Origin of the sequence: Kitasatospora sp. NPDC057936, from assembly GCF_042887525.1 — a bacterium.
Classification (GTDB): domain Bacteria; phylum Actinomycetota; class Actinomycetes; order Streptomycetales; family Streptomycetaceae; genus Kitasatospora.
In genome coordinates this window covers 1-15,463 of sequence record NZ_JBHVPD010000083.1, presented here as the reverse complement: position 1 = coordinate 15,463, position 15,463 = coordinate 1, and the positions used below count along the sequence as shown (strand labels likewise).

Sequence of the window (15,463 nt, the reverse complement as noted above, 5' to 3'; positions counted from 1 at the left end):
ATCACACCAACCCCACCCGGACGGCGATGAACACCCCTGAGCCCGAGCCCCACGACGACCGGGAGCTCAGCCCCGCCGAGGCGTACGCGGCCAGCCGTCGCCGGGCCGTGGAGCAGGCGACGGCCCTCCACGGCTTCCAGCAGCTGTACGACTTCCCGCTGGACGACTTCCAGGTCGAGGCCTGCCGGGCCCTGGAGGCGGGCGAGGGCGTCCTCGTCGCCGCCCCCACGGGCTCCGGGAAGACGATCGTCGGCGAGTTCGCCGTGCACCTGGCCCTGGCCGGCGGCCGCAAGTGCTTCTACACGACGCCGATCAAGGCGCTCTCCAACCAGAAGTACGGCGACCTGGTCAAGCGCTACGGCGCTGCCAAGGTCGGCCTGCTCACCGGCGACAACAGCGTCAACGGCGACGCCCCCGTGGTGGTCATGACCACCGAGGTGCTGCGCAACATGCTCTACGCGGGCTCCAGCACCCTCGACGGCCTCGGCTACGTCGTCATGGACGAGGTCCACTACCTCGCCGACCGCTTCCGCGGCGCCGTCTGGGAGGAGGTCATCATCCACCTCCCCGAGTCGGTCACCCTCGTCTCGCTCTCCGCGACCGTCTCCAACGCCGAGGAGTTCGGCGACTGGCTGGACACCGTCCGCGGCGGCACCCGGGTGATCGTCTCCGAGCACCGGCCGGTCCCGCTGTGGCAGCACGTGATGGCCGGCAACCGGATGTACGACCTGTTCGCCAGCCCCGACCGCGACGGGCGCCCCAAGCACAGCCTCAAGAACCCCGGCAAGGCGGTCAACCCCGAGCTCGTCCGGCTCGCCCGCTCGGAGCTCGACCGCAACCCGCGCGACCGCTTCGGCCGCGGCCGGGGCCGCTCCATGCCCAACGGCCGCCCCGGCCGGGTCTGGACGCCGGGCCGCGTCGACGTCATCGACCGGCTCGACGCCGAGGGCCTGCTGCCCGCGATCACCTTCATCTTCAGCCGGGCCGGCTGCGAGGCCGCCGTCCAGCAGTGCCTCAGCTCCGGCCTGCGGCTCAACAAGGACTCCGACAGAGCCCTGGTGCGATCCATCGTCGAGGAGCGCTGCGCCGACATCCCCGACGAGGACCTGCACGTCCTCGGCTACTTCGAGTGGCTGGACGGGCTGGAGCGCGGCATCGCCGCCCACCACGCCGGGATGCTGCCCCGGTTCAAGGAGGTCGTCGAGGAGCTGTTCGTGAAGGGCCTGGTCAAGGCCGTCTTCGCGACCGAGACCCTCGCGCTCGGCATCAACATGCCCGCCCGCTCGGTGGTCATGGAGAAGCTCGTCAAGTGGAACGGCGAGACCCACGCCGACATCACCCCCGGCGAGTACACCCAGCTCACCGGCCGCGCCGGGCGCCGCGGCATCGACGTCGAGGGCCACGCCGTCGTGCTCTGGCAGCGCGGCCTCGACCCGGAGGCGCTCGCCGGCCTGGCCGGCACCCGCACCTACCCGCTCAAGTCCTCGTTCCGGCCGTCCTACAACATGGCCGTCAACCTGGTCTCCCAGTTCGGCCGGCACCGCTCGCGCGAGCTGCTGGAGACGTCCTTCGCGCAGTTCCAGGCGGACCGCTCGGTCGTCGGCATCGCCCGCCAGGTGCAGCGCAACGAGGAGGGGCTGGACGGCTACCGCGCGTCGATGACCTGCCACCTCGGCGACTTCGACGAGTACATGGAGCTGCGCCGCAGCCTCAAGGACCGCGAGAACGAGCTCGCCCGCGAGGGCACCAGCCAGCGCCGCGCCGCCGCCGCCGAGTCCATCGAGCAGCTCAAGCCGGGCGACGTCATCCACGTGCCCACCGGAAAGTTCGCCGGCCTCGCCCTGGTCCTCGACCCGGGCCTGCCGCCGGTCGACCGCTCCGGCCGCGGCGGGTCGCGCCACCCGGACTTCCAGGACGGGCCGCGCCCGGTCGTGCTCACCGCCGAGCGGCAGGTCAAGCGGCTCGCCATGATCGACTTCCCGCACCCGGTCGTCGCGATCGAGCGGGTGCGCATCCCCAAGTCCTTCAACCCGCGCAGCCCGCAGTCCCGCCGCGACCTCGCCTCCGCGCTGCGCACCAAGGCCGGCCACCTGGAGCCCGAGCGCTTCCGGCGCGGGCGCGCCGCCGCCGCGGACGACCCCGAGATCACCCGGCTGCGCACCGTCCTGCGCCAGCACCCCTGCCACGGCTGCGACGAGCGCGAGGACCACGCGCGCTGGGCCGAGCGCTACCACCGGCTGCACCGCGACACCGAGCTGCTGGAGCGCAAGATGCGCTCCCGCACGCACACCATCGCCCGCACCTTCGACCGCGTCTGCGCGCTGCTCACCGACCTCGGGTACCTGAGCGGCGACACCGTCACCGACGACGGCAAGCGGCTCGGCCGGCTCTACGGCGAGCTCGACCTGCTCGCCTCCGAGTGCATCCGCGAGGGCGTCTGGAGCGGCCTGGCCGCCGCCGAACTCGCCGCCTGCGCCTCGGCGCTGGTGTACGAGTCGCGCCAGGCCGACGACGCCGGCGCCCCCCGGGTGCCGGAGGGCGCGGCCAAGGAGGCGCTCGGCAAGATGGTCCGTATCTGGGGCCACCTCGACGCCCTGGAGGAGCAGCACCGGATCAACACCGCCGAGGGCGTCGGCCAGCGCGAACCCGACCTGGGCTTCGCCTGGGTCGCCTACCGCTGGGCGCTCGGCCACAACCTCGACCAGGTGCTGCGCGACGCCGACATGCCGGCCGGCGACTTCGTCCGCTGGACCAAGCAGCTGATCGACGTCCTCGGCCAGATCCAGGACGCCGCCGGCGAGGACGCCGACCTGCGCAAGACCGCCCGCAAGGCCGTCGACGGCCTCCGCCGCGGCATCATCGCCTACTCCTCGGTGGGCTGAGGTCCCGCAAGGCGCCGAACAGGAAAGCCGCACGGGCTCCGGCCCGTGCGGCTTTCCCATGTCCGGGACCCGGCGGTTCAGCGGGTGGTGGCGAGGGCTTCCAGGAGGCGGTCCAGGGAGGTGCCGAGGCCCCAGCGGGTGGAGAGTTCTTCGAGGGTCATGGGGTCGAGGGGCTCGTGGGGGCGGACCGGGTCGAAGAGGGGGAGGGGGGCGTCGTCGGCCACGCGGACGACCTTCGGGGCGACGTCGAGGTAGGCGGCGCCCTCGACGATGTTGCGGCGGCGGGCGGGGGTGAGCCTGGAGGCGACGTCGAGGGCGGCGGCGCGGATGGCGGGGAGGTCGCCGTACTCGTTGATGAGCTGGGCGGCGGTCTTCTCGCCGATGCCCTTGACGCCCGGCAGGCCGTCGGACGGGTCGCCGCGCAGGGCGGCCATGTCGGCGTACTGGGCGCCGCGCACGCCGTACTTCTCCAGGAGCAGGGCGTCGTCCGTCACCTGCAGGTTGCCCATGCCCTTGACGGGGTAGAGGACGGTGATCTCGCGGGCGTCGTCGACGAGTTGGAATAGGTCGCGGTCGCCGGTGACGATCTGCACCGGGCCGGTGGCCCGGGCGGTGAGGGTGCCGATGACGTCGTCCGCCTCGTAGCCGGGGGAGCCGACGCGGGCGATGCCGAGCGCGTCCAGCACCTGCTCGATCACCGGGACCTGCGGGGCGAGGGTGTCGGGCACCTCCTCCTCGCCGTCCTCGGCGGCCTCGGCGACGCGGTGGGTCTTGTACGAGGGCACGAGGTCCACCCGCCACTGCGGGCGCCAGTCGGCGTCCATGCAGGCGACCAGCTGGTCGGGGCGGTGGTCGTGGACCAGCCGGGCGATGAAGTCCAGCAGGCCGCGGACGGCGTTGACCGGCTCACCCTGCGGCGAGCGCAGGGTGTCCGGTACGCCGAAGTAGGCCCGGAAGTACAGGCTGGCGGAGTCGAGCAGCATCAGTCGCGGTGCGGTCACGCCTCAGATCATGCCGTACGGGGCCGACGGACCGCCGGTTCCGGCGGGCCGCCGGTCGTCAGTGCTCGTGCGGTCCGGCGCGGTGCACCGGGCCGTGCGCGTCGGCGCAGTGCTCGGCGGACCGGTCGCCCGGGGTGGCGATCTGCAGCAGCGCGCCCGCCTCGTCCTCGCCGACGTGGTCGACCTGGAGCGTGCTGTGGGTGATCCCGTACTCGCCGGCGAGCCGGCGCTGGAGCTCGCGCCGCACGGCGTGGCAGTCCCCGCCGGGGGTGACCAGGATGTGCGCGGACAGGGCGGGCTGGCCGGAGGTGATCTCCCAGATGTGCAGGTCGTGGATCTCCTCGACCAGCGGCTCGGTGACCAGCCGGTCGGCGACGGCGTCCGGGTCGATGCCGGCCGGGGCGGCCTCCAGGAAGATCCGTCCGGAGTCCCGGACCAGGCCGATGCCCGCCTTGAGCATCAGGACGACGACGATCAGCGAGGCGATCGCGTCGGCCCGGGCGAAGCCGGTGGTCAGGACGACGAGGCCGGCGACGGCGGTGGCGATGAACGCGTACAGGTCGGTGAGGACGTGCTGGAAGGCGCCCTCGACGTTGAGCGAGCTGCGGTTGGCCTTCGACATGCACCAGGCGGCCGCGAGGTTGACGACGATGCCGATCAGCGCGGTGACCAGCACCAGTGAGCCGGTGACGGCCGGGGGTTCGATCAGCCGGGTGACCGCCTCGTAGCCCAGCCACGCGGACAGGACCAGCAGGGTGACGCCGTTGGCCTGCGCGGAGAGGATCTCGGCGCGCTTGAGCCCGTAGGTGTAGCCGCCGCGGGCCGGGCGGGCGGCGAGCCGCATCGCGATCAGCGCGAGGACGATCGAGGCGGCGTCGGTGAGCATGTGCGCGGCGTCGGAGATCAGGGCCAGCGACTGCGCGGCGAAGCCGACCACGACCTCGCCGGCCATGAAGACGACGATCAGGGCGAGGGCGCTGACCAGCCAGCGGCGGTCGGCGTCGGCGGAGACGCCGTGCGAATGGCCGCCGTGCCCGTGGCCGTGCGCGTGTCCGCCGTGGCCGTGTCCGCGGCCGCCGTGGTCGTGGTCATGCGCATGATCATCGTGGGGGTGCTCGTGCCCGGCCATCGAAGTCCTCTCTGGACGCACGGGTGGGAAGGGGGCGCGGCGCGATCGCCCCGCACCGGAAGTGAACCGCAGAATCGACAAAGATCCAAAGGCTGTACTGGTGACCGTTGTCGTTCCCGTTGGACCCTCCCCCGAACGGCCTTCGCATTGCCCGTGGCATAGGCCTTGGTCAATCCGAGTGGGCATGTCACTCGGCCGAGTGAACGCGGCTTGCACCCCGCCGCGCGGGTCCGCGACGATCATGCCCCGTGAAGATCGCTACCACGGGGCCCGTCCGCTGGCTCGTCGAACTCGAAGCAACAGCAGAGGAATTGATGAATCGCCATCTCTCCTCGGCGCGCGAGTGGTTCCCGCACCAGTACGTCCCGTGGAGCCTCGGCCGGGACTTCGACGGCCCGCTCGGCGGGGAGCCCTGGCACCCCGAGCAGTCCGCGATCGGCCCCGCCGTGCGCTCGGCCCTCGTCGTCAACCTCCTCACCGAGGACAACCTGCCCGGCTACCACTGGATCATCGGCGACCGGACCACCAGGGACGGCGCCTGGGGCGCGTGGCTGCACCAGTGGACGGCCGAGGAGGACCGCCACGCCGCCGCCCTCCGCGCCTACCTGCACGCCACCCGCGCCGTCGACCCGGTCGCCCTGGAGCGCGCCCGGATGGCGCACCTGCGCACCGGCACCCTCCCGGAGCCCGAGGGCGCGCTCGGCCTGATCGCGTACGCCGCCGTCCAGGAGCTCGCCACCCGGGTGAGCCACCGCAACACCGGCCGGCTCAGCGGCGACCCGGTGTGCGACCGGCTGCTCGCCCGCATCGCCCAGGACGAGAACCTGCACATGGTCTTCTACCGCGAGCTCCTGCGCGCCGCCGCCGAACTCGACGCCGACCGGGTGCTCGTCACGCTCGACGAGACGATCCGCGGCTTCGCGATGCCCGGCCAGGGCATGCCGGGCTTCGGCCGGATGGCCGCCGAGATCGCCGTCGCCGGCGTGTACGACCCGCGGGTGCACCACGACGAGGTCCTCGTCCCGCTGCTGCGCGCGCTCAAGGTCCTCGACCGGGGCGGGCTCGGCCCCGCCGGCGAGCAGGCCCGCGAGCGCATCGCCGAGCACCTCGAAGGCCTCGACGCCCGGGCCGCCCGCTTCGTCGAGCGCCGCGCCCAGGCCCTGGCCGTCCGCGCCCGCCGGGCCGAGGGCGCCTGAACCCCACCGCTCCACGAGCCCCACCGCTCCACGAGCCCGACCGCCCAGCCCGGCCGACCAGACAGGACCCGCATGACCACCGCCATCACGACCGCAGGCACCAGCGCCGAGGACATCGCCTTCCACTACGACCTCGGCAACGACTTCTACGCCCTCTGGCTCGACGAGACCCTCGCCTACACCGCCGCCAAGTGGGACGGCATCCCGCGCGACGAGCCCGACGCCACCGCGCTGCCCCGCGCCCAGCGGGCCAAGCTCGACCACCACCTCGACCTGGTCGGCGCCGGGCCGGGTGACGGCCTGCGGATCCTCGACGTCGGCTGCGGCTGGGGCGCGATGCTGGCGCACGCGAGCCGCGGCGACCGGGTCGGCGAGGCCGTCGGCCTCACCATCTCGCCGGCCCAGCACGCGTTCCTCGCCGCCCGCGCCCTGCCCGGCGTCGAAGCCCGGCTGGAGAGCTGGGAGGACCACGCACCGGAGCGCCCGTACGACGCGATCGTCTCGATGGGCGCCTTCGAGCACTTCGCCACCGCCGGCATGACGCGCGCCGAGCGGCTCGGCGTGTACGCCCGCTACTTCGAGTCCTGCCACCGCTGGCTGCGCCCCGGCGGCCGGATGTCGCTGCAGTCGATCGGCTACGACGGCGTGGCGGACGGCACCGGACCGCTGGGCGAGTTCGTCGGCAGCGACATCTTCCCGAACTGCACGCTGCCCCGGCTGAGCGAGATCGCCGCCGCCTGCGACCCGTACTTCTCGGTCGTGGCCCTCGCCGCCTCCGCCGAGGACTACGCGCGCACGCTGGCCGCCTGGTCGGCCCGGCTGCTGAAGGCGCGCGAGGCGGCCGAGCGGCTGGTCGGGGCGGACGGGTACCGCCGCTACCGGCGCTACCTGCGCGGCAGCGAAGTGACGTTCCTGCGCGGCGCCGCCACGCTCTACCGGATCGGCCTCCGGCGGCGTGACGAGCCGCTGCGGCTCCCGGTCTGAGGCCGGGGTGGCTTCCGGACGGAGGGCCTGGGCGGCGGTCGCGGTGGTCTGCGCCGCGCTGTTCCTGCTCGGCCTCGACTTCACCGTGCTCAACGTCGCCATCCCCGGCCTGCGCGCCGACCTCGGCCCGACGCTCGCCGAGACGCAGTGGATCGTCGACGGCTACGCGCTCGCGCTCGGCGGCTGCGTCCTGGCCGCCGGGGCGCTCGGCGACCGGTACGGCAGGCGGCGGGCCTTCCTCGCCGGGCTCGCGCTCTGCGGGCTGGCCTCGGTGGCCGGCGCCACCGGTCACGGTGCGGCCCAACTCGTCGCCGCCCGGTGCGGGATGGGGCTCGGGGCGGCGCTGTTCATGCCCGCCACCCTCTCCACCGTCGTGCACGTCCTGCCCGAACCGGCCGCCCGGCGGCGGGCGATCGGCATCTGGGCGGCGGTGGCCGGGGTCGGCGCGGTGTTCGGCCCGGTCGCGGGCGGTCTGCTGGTCCAGCGGTACGGCTGGCAGGCGGCCTTCTGGCTGAACGTCCCGGTGATCGCCGTGATCGGCGCGGCGGCGCTCGCCGTCCTGCCCGAGTCCCGCGCACCCGAGGCGCGGCCGCTCGACCGGCCCGGCGCGCTGCTGTCCTGCGCCGGGCTGCTCGCGCTGGTGTGGGGCGTGATCGAGGCCCCGGGCCGGGGCTGGACCAGCGCCGGGGTGCTGACGGCGTTCGCCGTCGCGGTGCTGCTGATCGCCGCCTTCGTCCGGCGCCAACTCCGGTGCGTCGAAGCGATGGTGCCGGTCCGGCTGCTGCGCGGCGGGCCGGTCTGGCCGGCCACGCTGTCGCTCGCGCTGATGTCCTTCGCCATGTTCGGCGCGATGTTCCTGCTGACGCTCCACCTCCAGCAGGTCCGCGGTCTGTCCGCATGGCAGGCCGGGGTGCGGATGGTCCCGCTCTCCCTCGGACTCGCCACCGGTGCGCTCCTCGGGCCCGTGCTGGCACGGCGGTCGGGTGCCCGGGTGCCGTGCGCCGGCGGCCTGGCGCTGATCGCGGCCGGGTTCGTCCAGCTGGGCGGACTGACCGTCGGCTCCGGGGACGCCCCGGTGCTGCTGTTCGAGGGCCTCGCCGGCGTCGGCGCAGGGCTGCTCGCGCCGGTCGCGACCGAGCTGGTGATGAGCGCCGTCCCGGAGGGCGCGGCCGGGGTCGGCTCGGCCCTCAACGACGCCACCCGGCAGGTCGGTTCGACCCTCGGGGTGGCCGTGCTGGGCTCGGTCCTGGCCACCGCGCTCGAACGGGCCCGCCCGGCGGATCCGGCCGCCTTCGCCCTGGCGTTCACCGACGGCCTCGGCGCCGCGGCCGTGGTCGGCGGTGCGGTCGCCCTGCTCGCCGCCATCCTCGCCTGGCGTCGCCTGCCGGGTCTCGACCGGCCCGCCGTCCGCGACCTCGATTCTTCGACAACCACGTCCTGAAGGGAAGTCCACCCATGTCCTCGACCTACGAGACCCTCCGCTCCTGCCTCGTCGACGAGTTCGACGTCGTGCCCGCCCGCGTCACCCCCGACGCCACCCTGGCCTCGCTCGACCTCGACAGCCTCGCCCTGGTCGAGCTCTCGCTGCTCGTCGAGGAGCGGATCGGCGTCACCGTCGCCGACATCACCCCCGACCGCACCCTCGGCGAGCTCGCCGCCCACGCGGACGCCACTCTCGCCGCGGAGGGCGTCAGTTGAGCACCCGTGCGGTGGCCGTCACCGGGCTCGGGCTGGTCACCCCGGCCGGCAGCGGCGCGGCGGCGGTCTGGGAGCGCTTCCTGGACGCCGGTCCTACCGCCCGGCCGGATCCCGAACTCGCGGGCCTCGCCGTCGACTTCTCCTGCCGGCTGGACGGCTTCGACCCGCCGGCCCTGCTCGGCGGCCGGCTCGCCCGGCGGCTCGACCGCTTCTGCCAGATGGCCGTGGTCGCCGCCCGGCAGGCGGTGGCCGACGCCGGGCTCGACCCGGCGGAGTGGGACGGCACGCGGGTGGGCGCCGTCCTCGGCGTCAGCGCGAACAGCTCGCACACGTACGCCGTCGAGTACGCCCGCCTCGCCGAGGGCCGCGCCGACCGGATCTCGCCGCTGATGCTGCCGCGCAGCATCCCCAACATGGCCGCCGGGGAGGTCGCCCTCGACCTCGGCGTGCTCGGCCCGAGCCTGGTCACCAGCACCGCGTGCGCCTCGGGCACCACCGCGCTCGCGCTCGCCTGCGACCTCATCCGCTCCGGCACCTGCGACCTCGTCCTCGCCGGCGGCACCGACAGCGCCCGCACCGCGATGACGGCCGCCGCCTTCGACCGGCTCGGCGCGCTGTCGCGCCGCCGCCACGACCCGGCCGGCGCCTCCCGCCCGTTCGACGCCGACCGGGACGGCTTCGTGCTCGCCGAGGGTGCGGGCGTCCTCGTCCTCGAACGCCTCGGCCACGCCCGGGCCCGCGGGGTGCGCCCGCGCGCCCTCCTCGCCGGGCACGGCGCCTCCAGCGACGCCCACCACTTCACGGCCCCGCACCCCGGCGGCGACGGCCTCGCCCGCGCCGTGCGGGCCGCCCTCGCCGACGCCGGGCTGGCGCCGTACGAGATCGGGCACGTCAACGCGCACGGCACCGGTACCCCGCTCAACGACCCGGCCGAGGCGGCCGCGCTGCGGCAGGTGTTCCACCGGCCGCCGCCGGTGACCGCCAACAAGAGCGTCATCGGCCACACGATGGGCGCGGCCGGGGCGATCGAGGCGGCGGTCGCCGTCCTGTCCCTCCAGCACCGGCTCGTCCCGCCCACCGCCAACCTCGATCGGCTCGACGACGCCGTCGACCTCGACGTCGTCACCAAGGCGCCGCGCCCGCTCGCCGTCCCCACCGCCCTGTCCGTCTCCAGCGGCTTCGGCGGCCAGAACGCCGCCGTCGTGCTCACCGCCGCCTGAACCCGGAGCCCCGATGTTCCTCCCCCTCGCCCGGCTCTACGCCCGCCTGGTGTTCTGCCGCCCGCCCGCCGACTGGTCGGTCCCCGCGCCGGACGGGCGGTACGAGCCCACCGGGTCCACCGAACCCGCCGCCCCCGGCGACGACCGGCCGCTGACGCTGCTCGTGCTCGGCGACTCGCTCGCCCAGAGCGTCGGCGCCCGGCGTCCGGGGCAGACCCTCGGCGCCCGGCTCGCCCAAGGCCTCGCCGAGGGCACCGGCCGCCCGGTCCTCCTGCGCGTCCACGCCCGGGCCGGCGCCACCACGGCCGCCGTCGGCCGGCAGGTGCTGCGGGCGGCGCGGCTGCGGCCGGGGATCGCGGTGCTGATCGTCGGCGGGAACGACGTCCTGCTGCCCGCGCCGCTCGGCCGGGCCGCCCGCCGCTTCGCCCACCTGGCGCAGGCGCTGCGGGAGGCCGGCTGGGAACTGGTCGTCGTGCCGTGCCCCGACCCCGGTTACGCGCCGGGCTTCCGCCGCCCGGCCCGTTGGATCGGCCACGTCCGCTCCGGCCGCCTCGCCCGCCGCCACACCCGCACCGCCGTCCGCACCGGCGCCCACCTGGCCCCCACGTCGGGCCCCGAGTTCCGGGACCGGGCCGACACCCTCCTGAGCCCCGACGGCGTCCACCCGTCCCCGGCGGGCTACGCCGCCCACGCCACCCGGATGCTCCCCACCCTCCTGGAGGCGGCGGCGCAGATCCGGCTCCCCGTCCCCGCGGCCGGCTGACCGACGGGTCCCCGCGTCTCGCGTCCGGGGCGCGGGGAGGGCGACAAAGTGCTGGCGCAGCAGGCGAGTTGCCGCTACGCCAGCACGACGGCGTCCAACTGCGCCGCCGTCGCCGCCCGCACGAGCGCCCGCATCACCCGCAGGTCGTCCCCCTGCTCCGGGTGCCACTGCACGCCCAGCGTGAACCCCGGCCCCTCCACCGCCTCCACCGTGCCGTCCGGCGCGTGCGCCGAGACCCTTAGGCCGGCCCCGACCCGGTCCACCGCCTGGTGGTGGAAGGTCGGCACCTCCAGTTCGCTCTCCGGCAGCAGCCCGCCCAGCAGCGTCCCGGGCACCGGCCGCACCGGGTGCGTCCCGTACCTGCCCGGCGAGCCGTTGTGCACGTCCACGTCGACGACGTCCGGCAGGTGCTGGACGAGCGTCCCCCCGCACACGACGTTGAGCACCTGCATGCCCCGGCAGATCCCCAGCAGCGGCATGCCCGCCGCGAGCGCGCCGCGCAGCAGCGCAACCTCCCACACGTCCCGTTCCGGCGAGTCGACCTCGGTGCGCGGGTGGGCCGCCGCGCCGTAGTACGCCGGATCGAGGTCCGGCCCGCCGGCGATGACGAGGGCGTCGAGCCGCGCGAGGACGTCGGGCGCGCGTTCCGGGGCGTCCGGCGGGAGGAGGACGGCGATGCCGCCGGAGTCCTGGACGTAGGCGGTGTACCGCTCGGGCACGAGTGCCACCCGGCGGCCCCGCCAGTCGCTCCAACTCGCGTCCACCACGTAGGTGCTGACGCCGATGAAAGGCCTGCGATCCATGGCGCGCATTCTGCACCCGTCACGTCCCTTCCCACGTCAACCACGCATCCCGGCGCGCCACACCCGCCCGCCCTCTTCCGCCCCGCGAGCCGCAGGCCGTACGGTTCGCTGTGACCGCCTGATCTCGAAGAGTGATCGAGGAGAAGGGTTCCGTCGCCATGTCCGAGAACGCCGCCGCAGGCGGGCCGCCGCGGGCCCCGCTCACGCTGGACGAACTGCGCACCCTGGTGGACGCCGGCGAGGTGCACACCGTCGCCCTCGCCTTCACCGACATGCAGGGCCGTCTGCAGGGCAAGCGGTTCGCCGCCCGGTTCTTCCTCGACGAGGTCGTCGAGAACGGCGCCGAGGCCTGCGACTACCTGCTGGCCGTCGACGTCGACCTCAACACCGTCGACGGTTACGCCTTCTCCTCCTGGGCCACCGGCTACGGCGACTTCGCGATGCGCCCCGACCTCGCCACGCTGCGCCTGACCCCGTGGCAGCCCGGCACCGCCCAGGTCACCGCCGACCTGGCCCGGCACGGCGGCCACCCGGTGGACGCGGCGCCGCGCCAGCTGCTGCGCCGCCAGATCGCGCGCCTGGCCGAGCACGGGCTGGCCGCCGACATCGGCACGGAACTGGAGTTCCTGGTCTTCCGGGACACCTACGAGCAGGCCTGGCTGGGCGGTTACCGCGGCCTGACCCCGGCGAACCTGTACAACGTCGACTACTCGATGCTCGGCACCGCCCGGGTCGAGCCGCTGCTGTCGCGCATCCGCAACGAGATGGCGGGCGCGGGCCTGACCGTCGAGTCGGCGAAGGGCGAGTGCAACCTCGGCCAGCACGAGATCGCCTTCCGCTACGCCGACGCCCTCACCACGTGCGACCAGCACAGCGTCTACAAGACCGGCGCGAAGGAGATCGCCGCCCAGCTGGGCTGCGCGCTCACCTTCATGGCCAAGTACGACGAGCGCGAGGGCAACAGCTGCCACATCCACCTGTCGCTGCGGGACGCCGTCGGCGCGCCCGCGTTCGCGGACCGGGACGGCCGGATGACCGACACGATGCGGCACTTCCTGGCCGGACAGCTCGTCGCGCTGCGCGAGTTCGGCCTGCTGTACGCGCCGAACATCAACTCGTACAAGCGGTACCGCCCCGGCTCGTTCGCGCCGACGGCGGTGGCCTGGGGCCGGGACAACCGCACCTGCGCGTACCGGGTGGTCGGTCACGGCCCCGGCCTGCGGATGGAGAACCGGGTGCCCGGCGGGGACGTCAACCCGTACCTCGCGGTGGCCGGGATGATCGCGGCCGGCCTGCACGGCGTCCAGCAGAAGCTGGATCTGCCCGCGCCGTGCCTGGGCAACGCGTACGCCGTCGAGGAGTACGCCCGGGTTCCGGGCTCGCTGCGCGAGGCCGCCGACCTGTGGGCCGGCAGCGAGCTCGCCCGGACGGCCTTCGGGGACGACGTGGTGGAGCACTACCTGAACATGGCCCGGGTCGAGCAGTCCGCGTACGACGGCGCCGTGACCGACTGGGAGCGCTACCGCTCCTTCGAACGGATGTGAGGCCGATGACCGGGAAGGGTTCCGCGCACGAGGACGTGGTCTGCCGACGCCTGGTCGGCCGCACCGCCGTGATCACCGGCGCGGGCAGCGGCATCGGCCTGGCCGCGGCGCGCCGGCTGGCCGCCGAGGGCGCGAAGGTGGTGTGCGCGGACCTCGACGAGGCGAGCGGCAGGGCGGCGGCGAAGGAGGTCGGCGGCCTGTTCGTGCACACCGACGTCACCGACCCGTACATGGTCGAGGCGCTGTTCGACGAGGCCTACGAGACGTGCGGCAGCGTCGACGTGGCCTTCAACAACGCCGGCATCTCGCCCCCGGAGGACGACTCGATCCTGACCACCGGCCTGGAGGCGTGGCGGCGGGTCCAGGAGGTCAACCTGACCTCCGTCTACCTGTGCTGCAAGGCGGCGCTGCCGTACATGCGCCGGCACGGGCGGGGCTCGATCATCAACACGGCGAGCTTCGTGGCCCGGATGGGCGCGGCGACCTCGCAGATCTCCTACACCGCCTCGAAGGGCGGGGTGCTCGCGATGTCCCGCGAGCTGGGCGTGCAGTTCGCGCGGGAAGGGATCCGGGTGAACGCGCTGTCGCCGGGGCCGGTGGACACCCCGCTGCTGCGGGAGCTGTTCGCGAAGGACCCGGAGCGGGCCGCGCGCCGCCTGGTGCACATCCCGCTGGGCCGGTTCGCCCGCCCGGAGGAGATCGCGGCGGCGGTGGCGTTCCTGGCCAGTGACGACTCGTCGTTCATCACCGCGAGCGAGTTCCTGGTCGACGGCGGCATCGCCGGGGCGTACGTCACGCCGCTGTAGACCGCCCCGCCGGGCCGCCGCCCCGCCGCCCCGTCGGGAGCGGCCCGGGGGCCGTCCAGGGTGCTTCTCACCGTAATCTCATCCGGAAGCACGGGAATTCACGCTTGTGCTGATTTCGCGTTTATCCGCCTGCCTTTACATTCTTTGGTGTGAGTGAGCAGATTCCCGCCGGGTGGTACCCGGACCCCAAGGACACCAGCAGCGACCCGAGACCGCAGCGCTGGTGGGACGGCAAGGGCTGGACGGCCAGCACCCGGCCCGCACCCTCGGACGCGCCGACGCCGGAGCCCCCGGCCGCCGACGCTCCGGGGCCGGGGACGGCCGAGGAGCCCGCGGCGGCGGCCGGCGGGCCGACGGTCCTGGAGGGCGAGGTGCTGGAGAGCGGGACGGTCCGCTACCCGGAGCCGCCGCCCTTCGGCACCGCGTACGGTGCCGAGGTGCCGCCGCCGGCCAAGGCCCGGCGCAAGCCCTCCAAGCTGGTCGTGGCGACCGTCGTGGCGGCGCTGGTCGGCCTGGGCGTCGGCTCGGGGGTGACGTACCTCGCGATGGACGGCCACGGCGACCGCACGCAGCGCGTGGCGAAGCCGCAGGCCGCGCCCTGGGAGAACGGCCCGTGGAACGACTTCCCCGGCCTGGGCGGCGGCAGCGGCGGTCCCGGGGGCGGCGGCTCCGGCGGCAACGGTGGCGGCAACGGCAAGGGCGGCAGCGGCGGCAACGGTTCCGGTGGTTCCGGCGGCAACGGCAAGACCCGCCCCGGCTCCGGCGGCGCGATCGACCTGGTCAACCGGATCACCCTGCCCGTCCCGTCCGGCTGGGACGCGGGCAGCACCCGCGACGGCTTCGCGTCGATGAGCGTCGGCACCTACACCTGCGCGGGCGGCGGCACCGGCACCTGCACCCTCGGCGGCGTGAACACCGGCCACATCGACGGTGCCACGGACGTCCAGGCAGCGGCGAAGAGCGACATCACCCAGGCCGCCAAGGACGCCTACGGCGACATCACCGGCCACCAGGAGCTCAAGTCCGAGGCCGTCACCGTGAACGGCAAGAGCGGCTACCTCGTCCGCTGGAAGGTCGACGCGCCCACCGGCAACAACGGCTACGTGCAGACCGTGGTCTTCCCGTCCGCCGACGGCACCGGCCTGGTCTCGGTGCACTTCGGCTTCGACATCGCGGACAAGGCGCCGGACCCCGCGGTGATGGACACCATCGTCAAGGGCATCGGCGACTACAAGGGCAAGCTGCCCTCGATCCCGCTGCCCGGCGGCGGCACCGGTGGGGCGGGCGGCGCAGGCGACTCGGGCAGCACCGGCGGCTCCGGCGACCCGGGCACGGGCGGCACCACCACCACCGCCACCTGAGCGGCGGCGACTCCTCACGCACCAGCGGCGGGGCCACCCGCTCCAACGGGGGGGGCGCGGGGGGTAGCGGGAAGAG

Annotated in this window: 13 protein-coding genes; 10 read left to right on the top strand and 3 right to left on the bottom strand. The window is 74.5% G+C overall.

Annotation, left to right across the window (positions count from 1 at the left end; genetic code table 11):
* The first annotated feature begins 26 nt into the window (after positions 1-26).
* Positions 27-2,882 (top strand): DEAD/DEAH box helicase, encoded by a 2,856-nt coding sequence (locus ACFVU9_RS33505; protein ID WP_380444400.1) that lies wholly within the window; start codon positions 27-29, stop codon positions 2,880-2,882.
* A 77-nt stretch (positions 2,883-2,959) separates the two neighbouring features.
* On the opposite strand, the gene ACFVU9_RS33500 is transcribed toward ACFVU9_RS33505, so the two are convergent.
* A complete protein-coding gene (locus tag ACFVU9_RS33500; RefSeq protein WP_380494444.1) occupies positions 2,960-3,865 on the bottom strand; it encodes a 5'-3' exonuclease H3TH domain-containing protein in 906 nt (301 codons plus the stop codon).
* A gap of 76 nt (positions 3,866-3,941) precedes the next feature.
* A complete protein-coding gene (locus tag ACFVU9_RS33495; protein WP_387599901.1) occupies positions 3,942-5,012 on the bottom strand; it encodes a cation diffusion facilitator family transporter in 1,071 nt (356 codons plus the stop codon).
* Positions 5,013-5,260: 248 nt separating this feature from the next.
* On the opposite strand from ACFVU9_RS33495, the gene ACFVU9_RS33490 reads away from it, so the two are divergent.
* From ACFVU9_RS33490 to ACFVU9_RS33465, 6 genes are all read left to right on the top strand, one after another.
* Entirely contained in the window at positions 5,261-6,208 is a 948-nt protein-coding gene (locus tag ACFVU9_RS33490) for an acyl-ACP desaturase (protein ID WP_387599898.1), read from the top strand.
* A 72-nt stretch (positions 6,209-6,280) separates the two neighbouring features.
* On the top strand, positions 6,281-7,192 hold the full coding sequence (locus ACFVU9_RS33485; RefSeq protein WP_387599896.1) for a class I SAM-dependent methyltransferase: 912 nt from the start codon (positions 6,281-6,283) through the stop codon (positions 7,190-7,192).
* Between the two features lie 7 nt (positions 7,193-7,199).
* Positions 7,200-8,633, top strand: a complete 1,434-nt coding sequence (locus tag ACFVU9_RS33480) for an MFS transporter (protein WP_387599893.1) — start codon at positions 7,200-7,202, stop codon at positions 8,631-8,633.
* A gap of 14 nt (positions 8,634-8,647) precedes the next feature.
* Positions 8,648-8,890, top strand: coding sequence for an acyl carrier protein (locus ACFVU9_RS33475; protein ID WP_380444327.1), 243 nt, complete (start codon positions 8,648-8,650; stop codon positions 8,888-8,890).
* Complete coding sequence (locus tag ACFVU9_RS33470; protein ID WP_380444325.1) at positions 8,887-10,110, top strand: beta-ketoacyl-[acyl-carrier-protein] synthase family protein; 1,224 nt, start codon at positions 8,887-8,889, stop codon at positions 10,108-10,110. The genes ACFVU9_RS33475 and ACFVU9_RS33470 overlap by 4 nt, the downstream gene beginning before the upstream one ends.
* Positions 10,111-10,123: 13 nt before the next feature.
* Positions 10,124-10,873 carry an SGNH/GDSL hydrolase family protein gene (locus ACFVU9_RS33465; protein WP_387599889.1) on the top strand — a complete coding sequence of 250 codons (750 nt, stop codon included), beginning with the start codon at positions 10,124-10,126 and terminating at the stop codon, positions 10,871-10,873.
* A 74-nt stretch (positions 10,874-10,947) separates the two neighbouring features.
* Here the strand turns inward: ACFVU9_RS33465 and ACFVU9_RS33460 are convergent, their stop codons facing one another.
* On the bottom strand, positions 10,948-11,676 hold the full coding sequence (locus ACFVU9_RS33460) for a gamma-glutamyl-gamma-aminobutyrate hydrolase family protein (RefSeq protein WP_387599886.1): 729 nt from the start codon (positions 11,674-11,676) through the stop codon (positions 10,948-10,950).
* A 158-nt stretch (positions 11,677-11,834) separates the two neighbouring features.
* Here ACFVU9_RS33460 and ACFVU9_RS33455 point away from each other — a divergent pair, with 158 nt between their 5' ends.
* The 3 genes from ACFVU9_RS33455 to ACFVU9_RS33445 all read left to right on the top strand — a co-directional run bounded on the left by ACFVU9_RS33455 (position 11,835) and on the right by ACFVU9_RS33445 (position 15,387).
* Positions 11,835-13,220: a glutamine synthetase family protein gene (locus ACFVU9_RS33455; RefSeq protein WP_380444319.1), complete on the top strand. Its 1,386-nt coding sequence runs from the start codon at positions 11,835-11,837 to the stop codon at positions 13,218-13,220.
* 5 nt (positions 13,221-13,225) lie between these two features.
* On the top strand, positions 13,226-14,026 hold the full coding sequence (locus ACFVU9_RS33450) for a 3-oxoacyl-ACP reductase (protein WP_380444317.1): 801 nt from the start codon (positions 13,226-13,228) through the stop codon (positions 14,024-14,026).
* A gap of 149 nt (positions 14,027-14,175) precedes the next feature.
* Complete coding sequence (locus tag ACFVU9_RS33445; protein WP_387599883.1) at positions 14,176-15,387, top strand: DUF2510 domain-containing protein; 1,212 nt, start codon at positions 14,176-14,178, stop codon at positions 15,385-15,387.
* Positions 15,388-15,463: the final 76 nt, after the last annotated feature.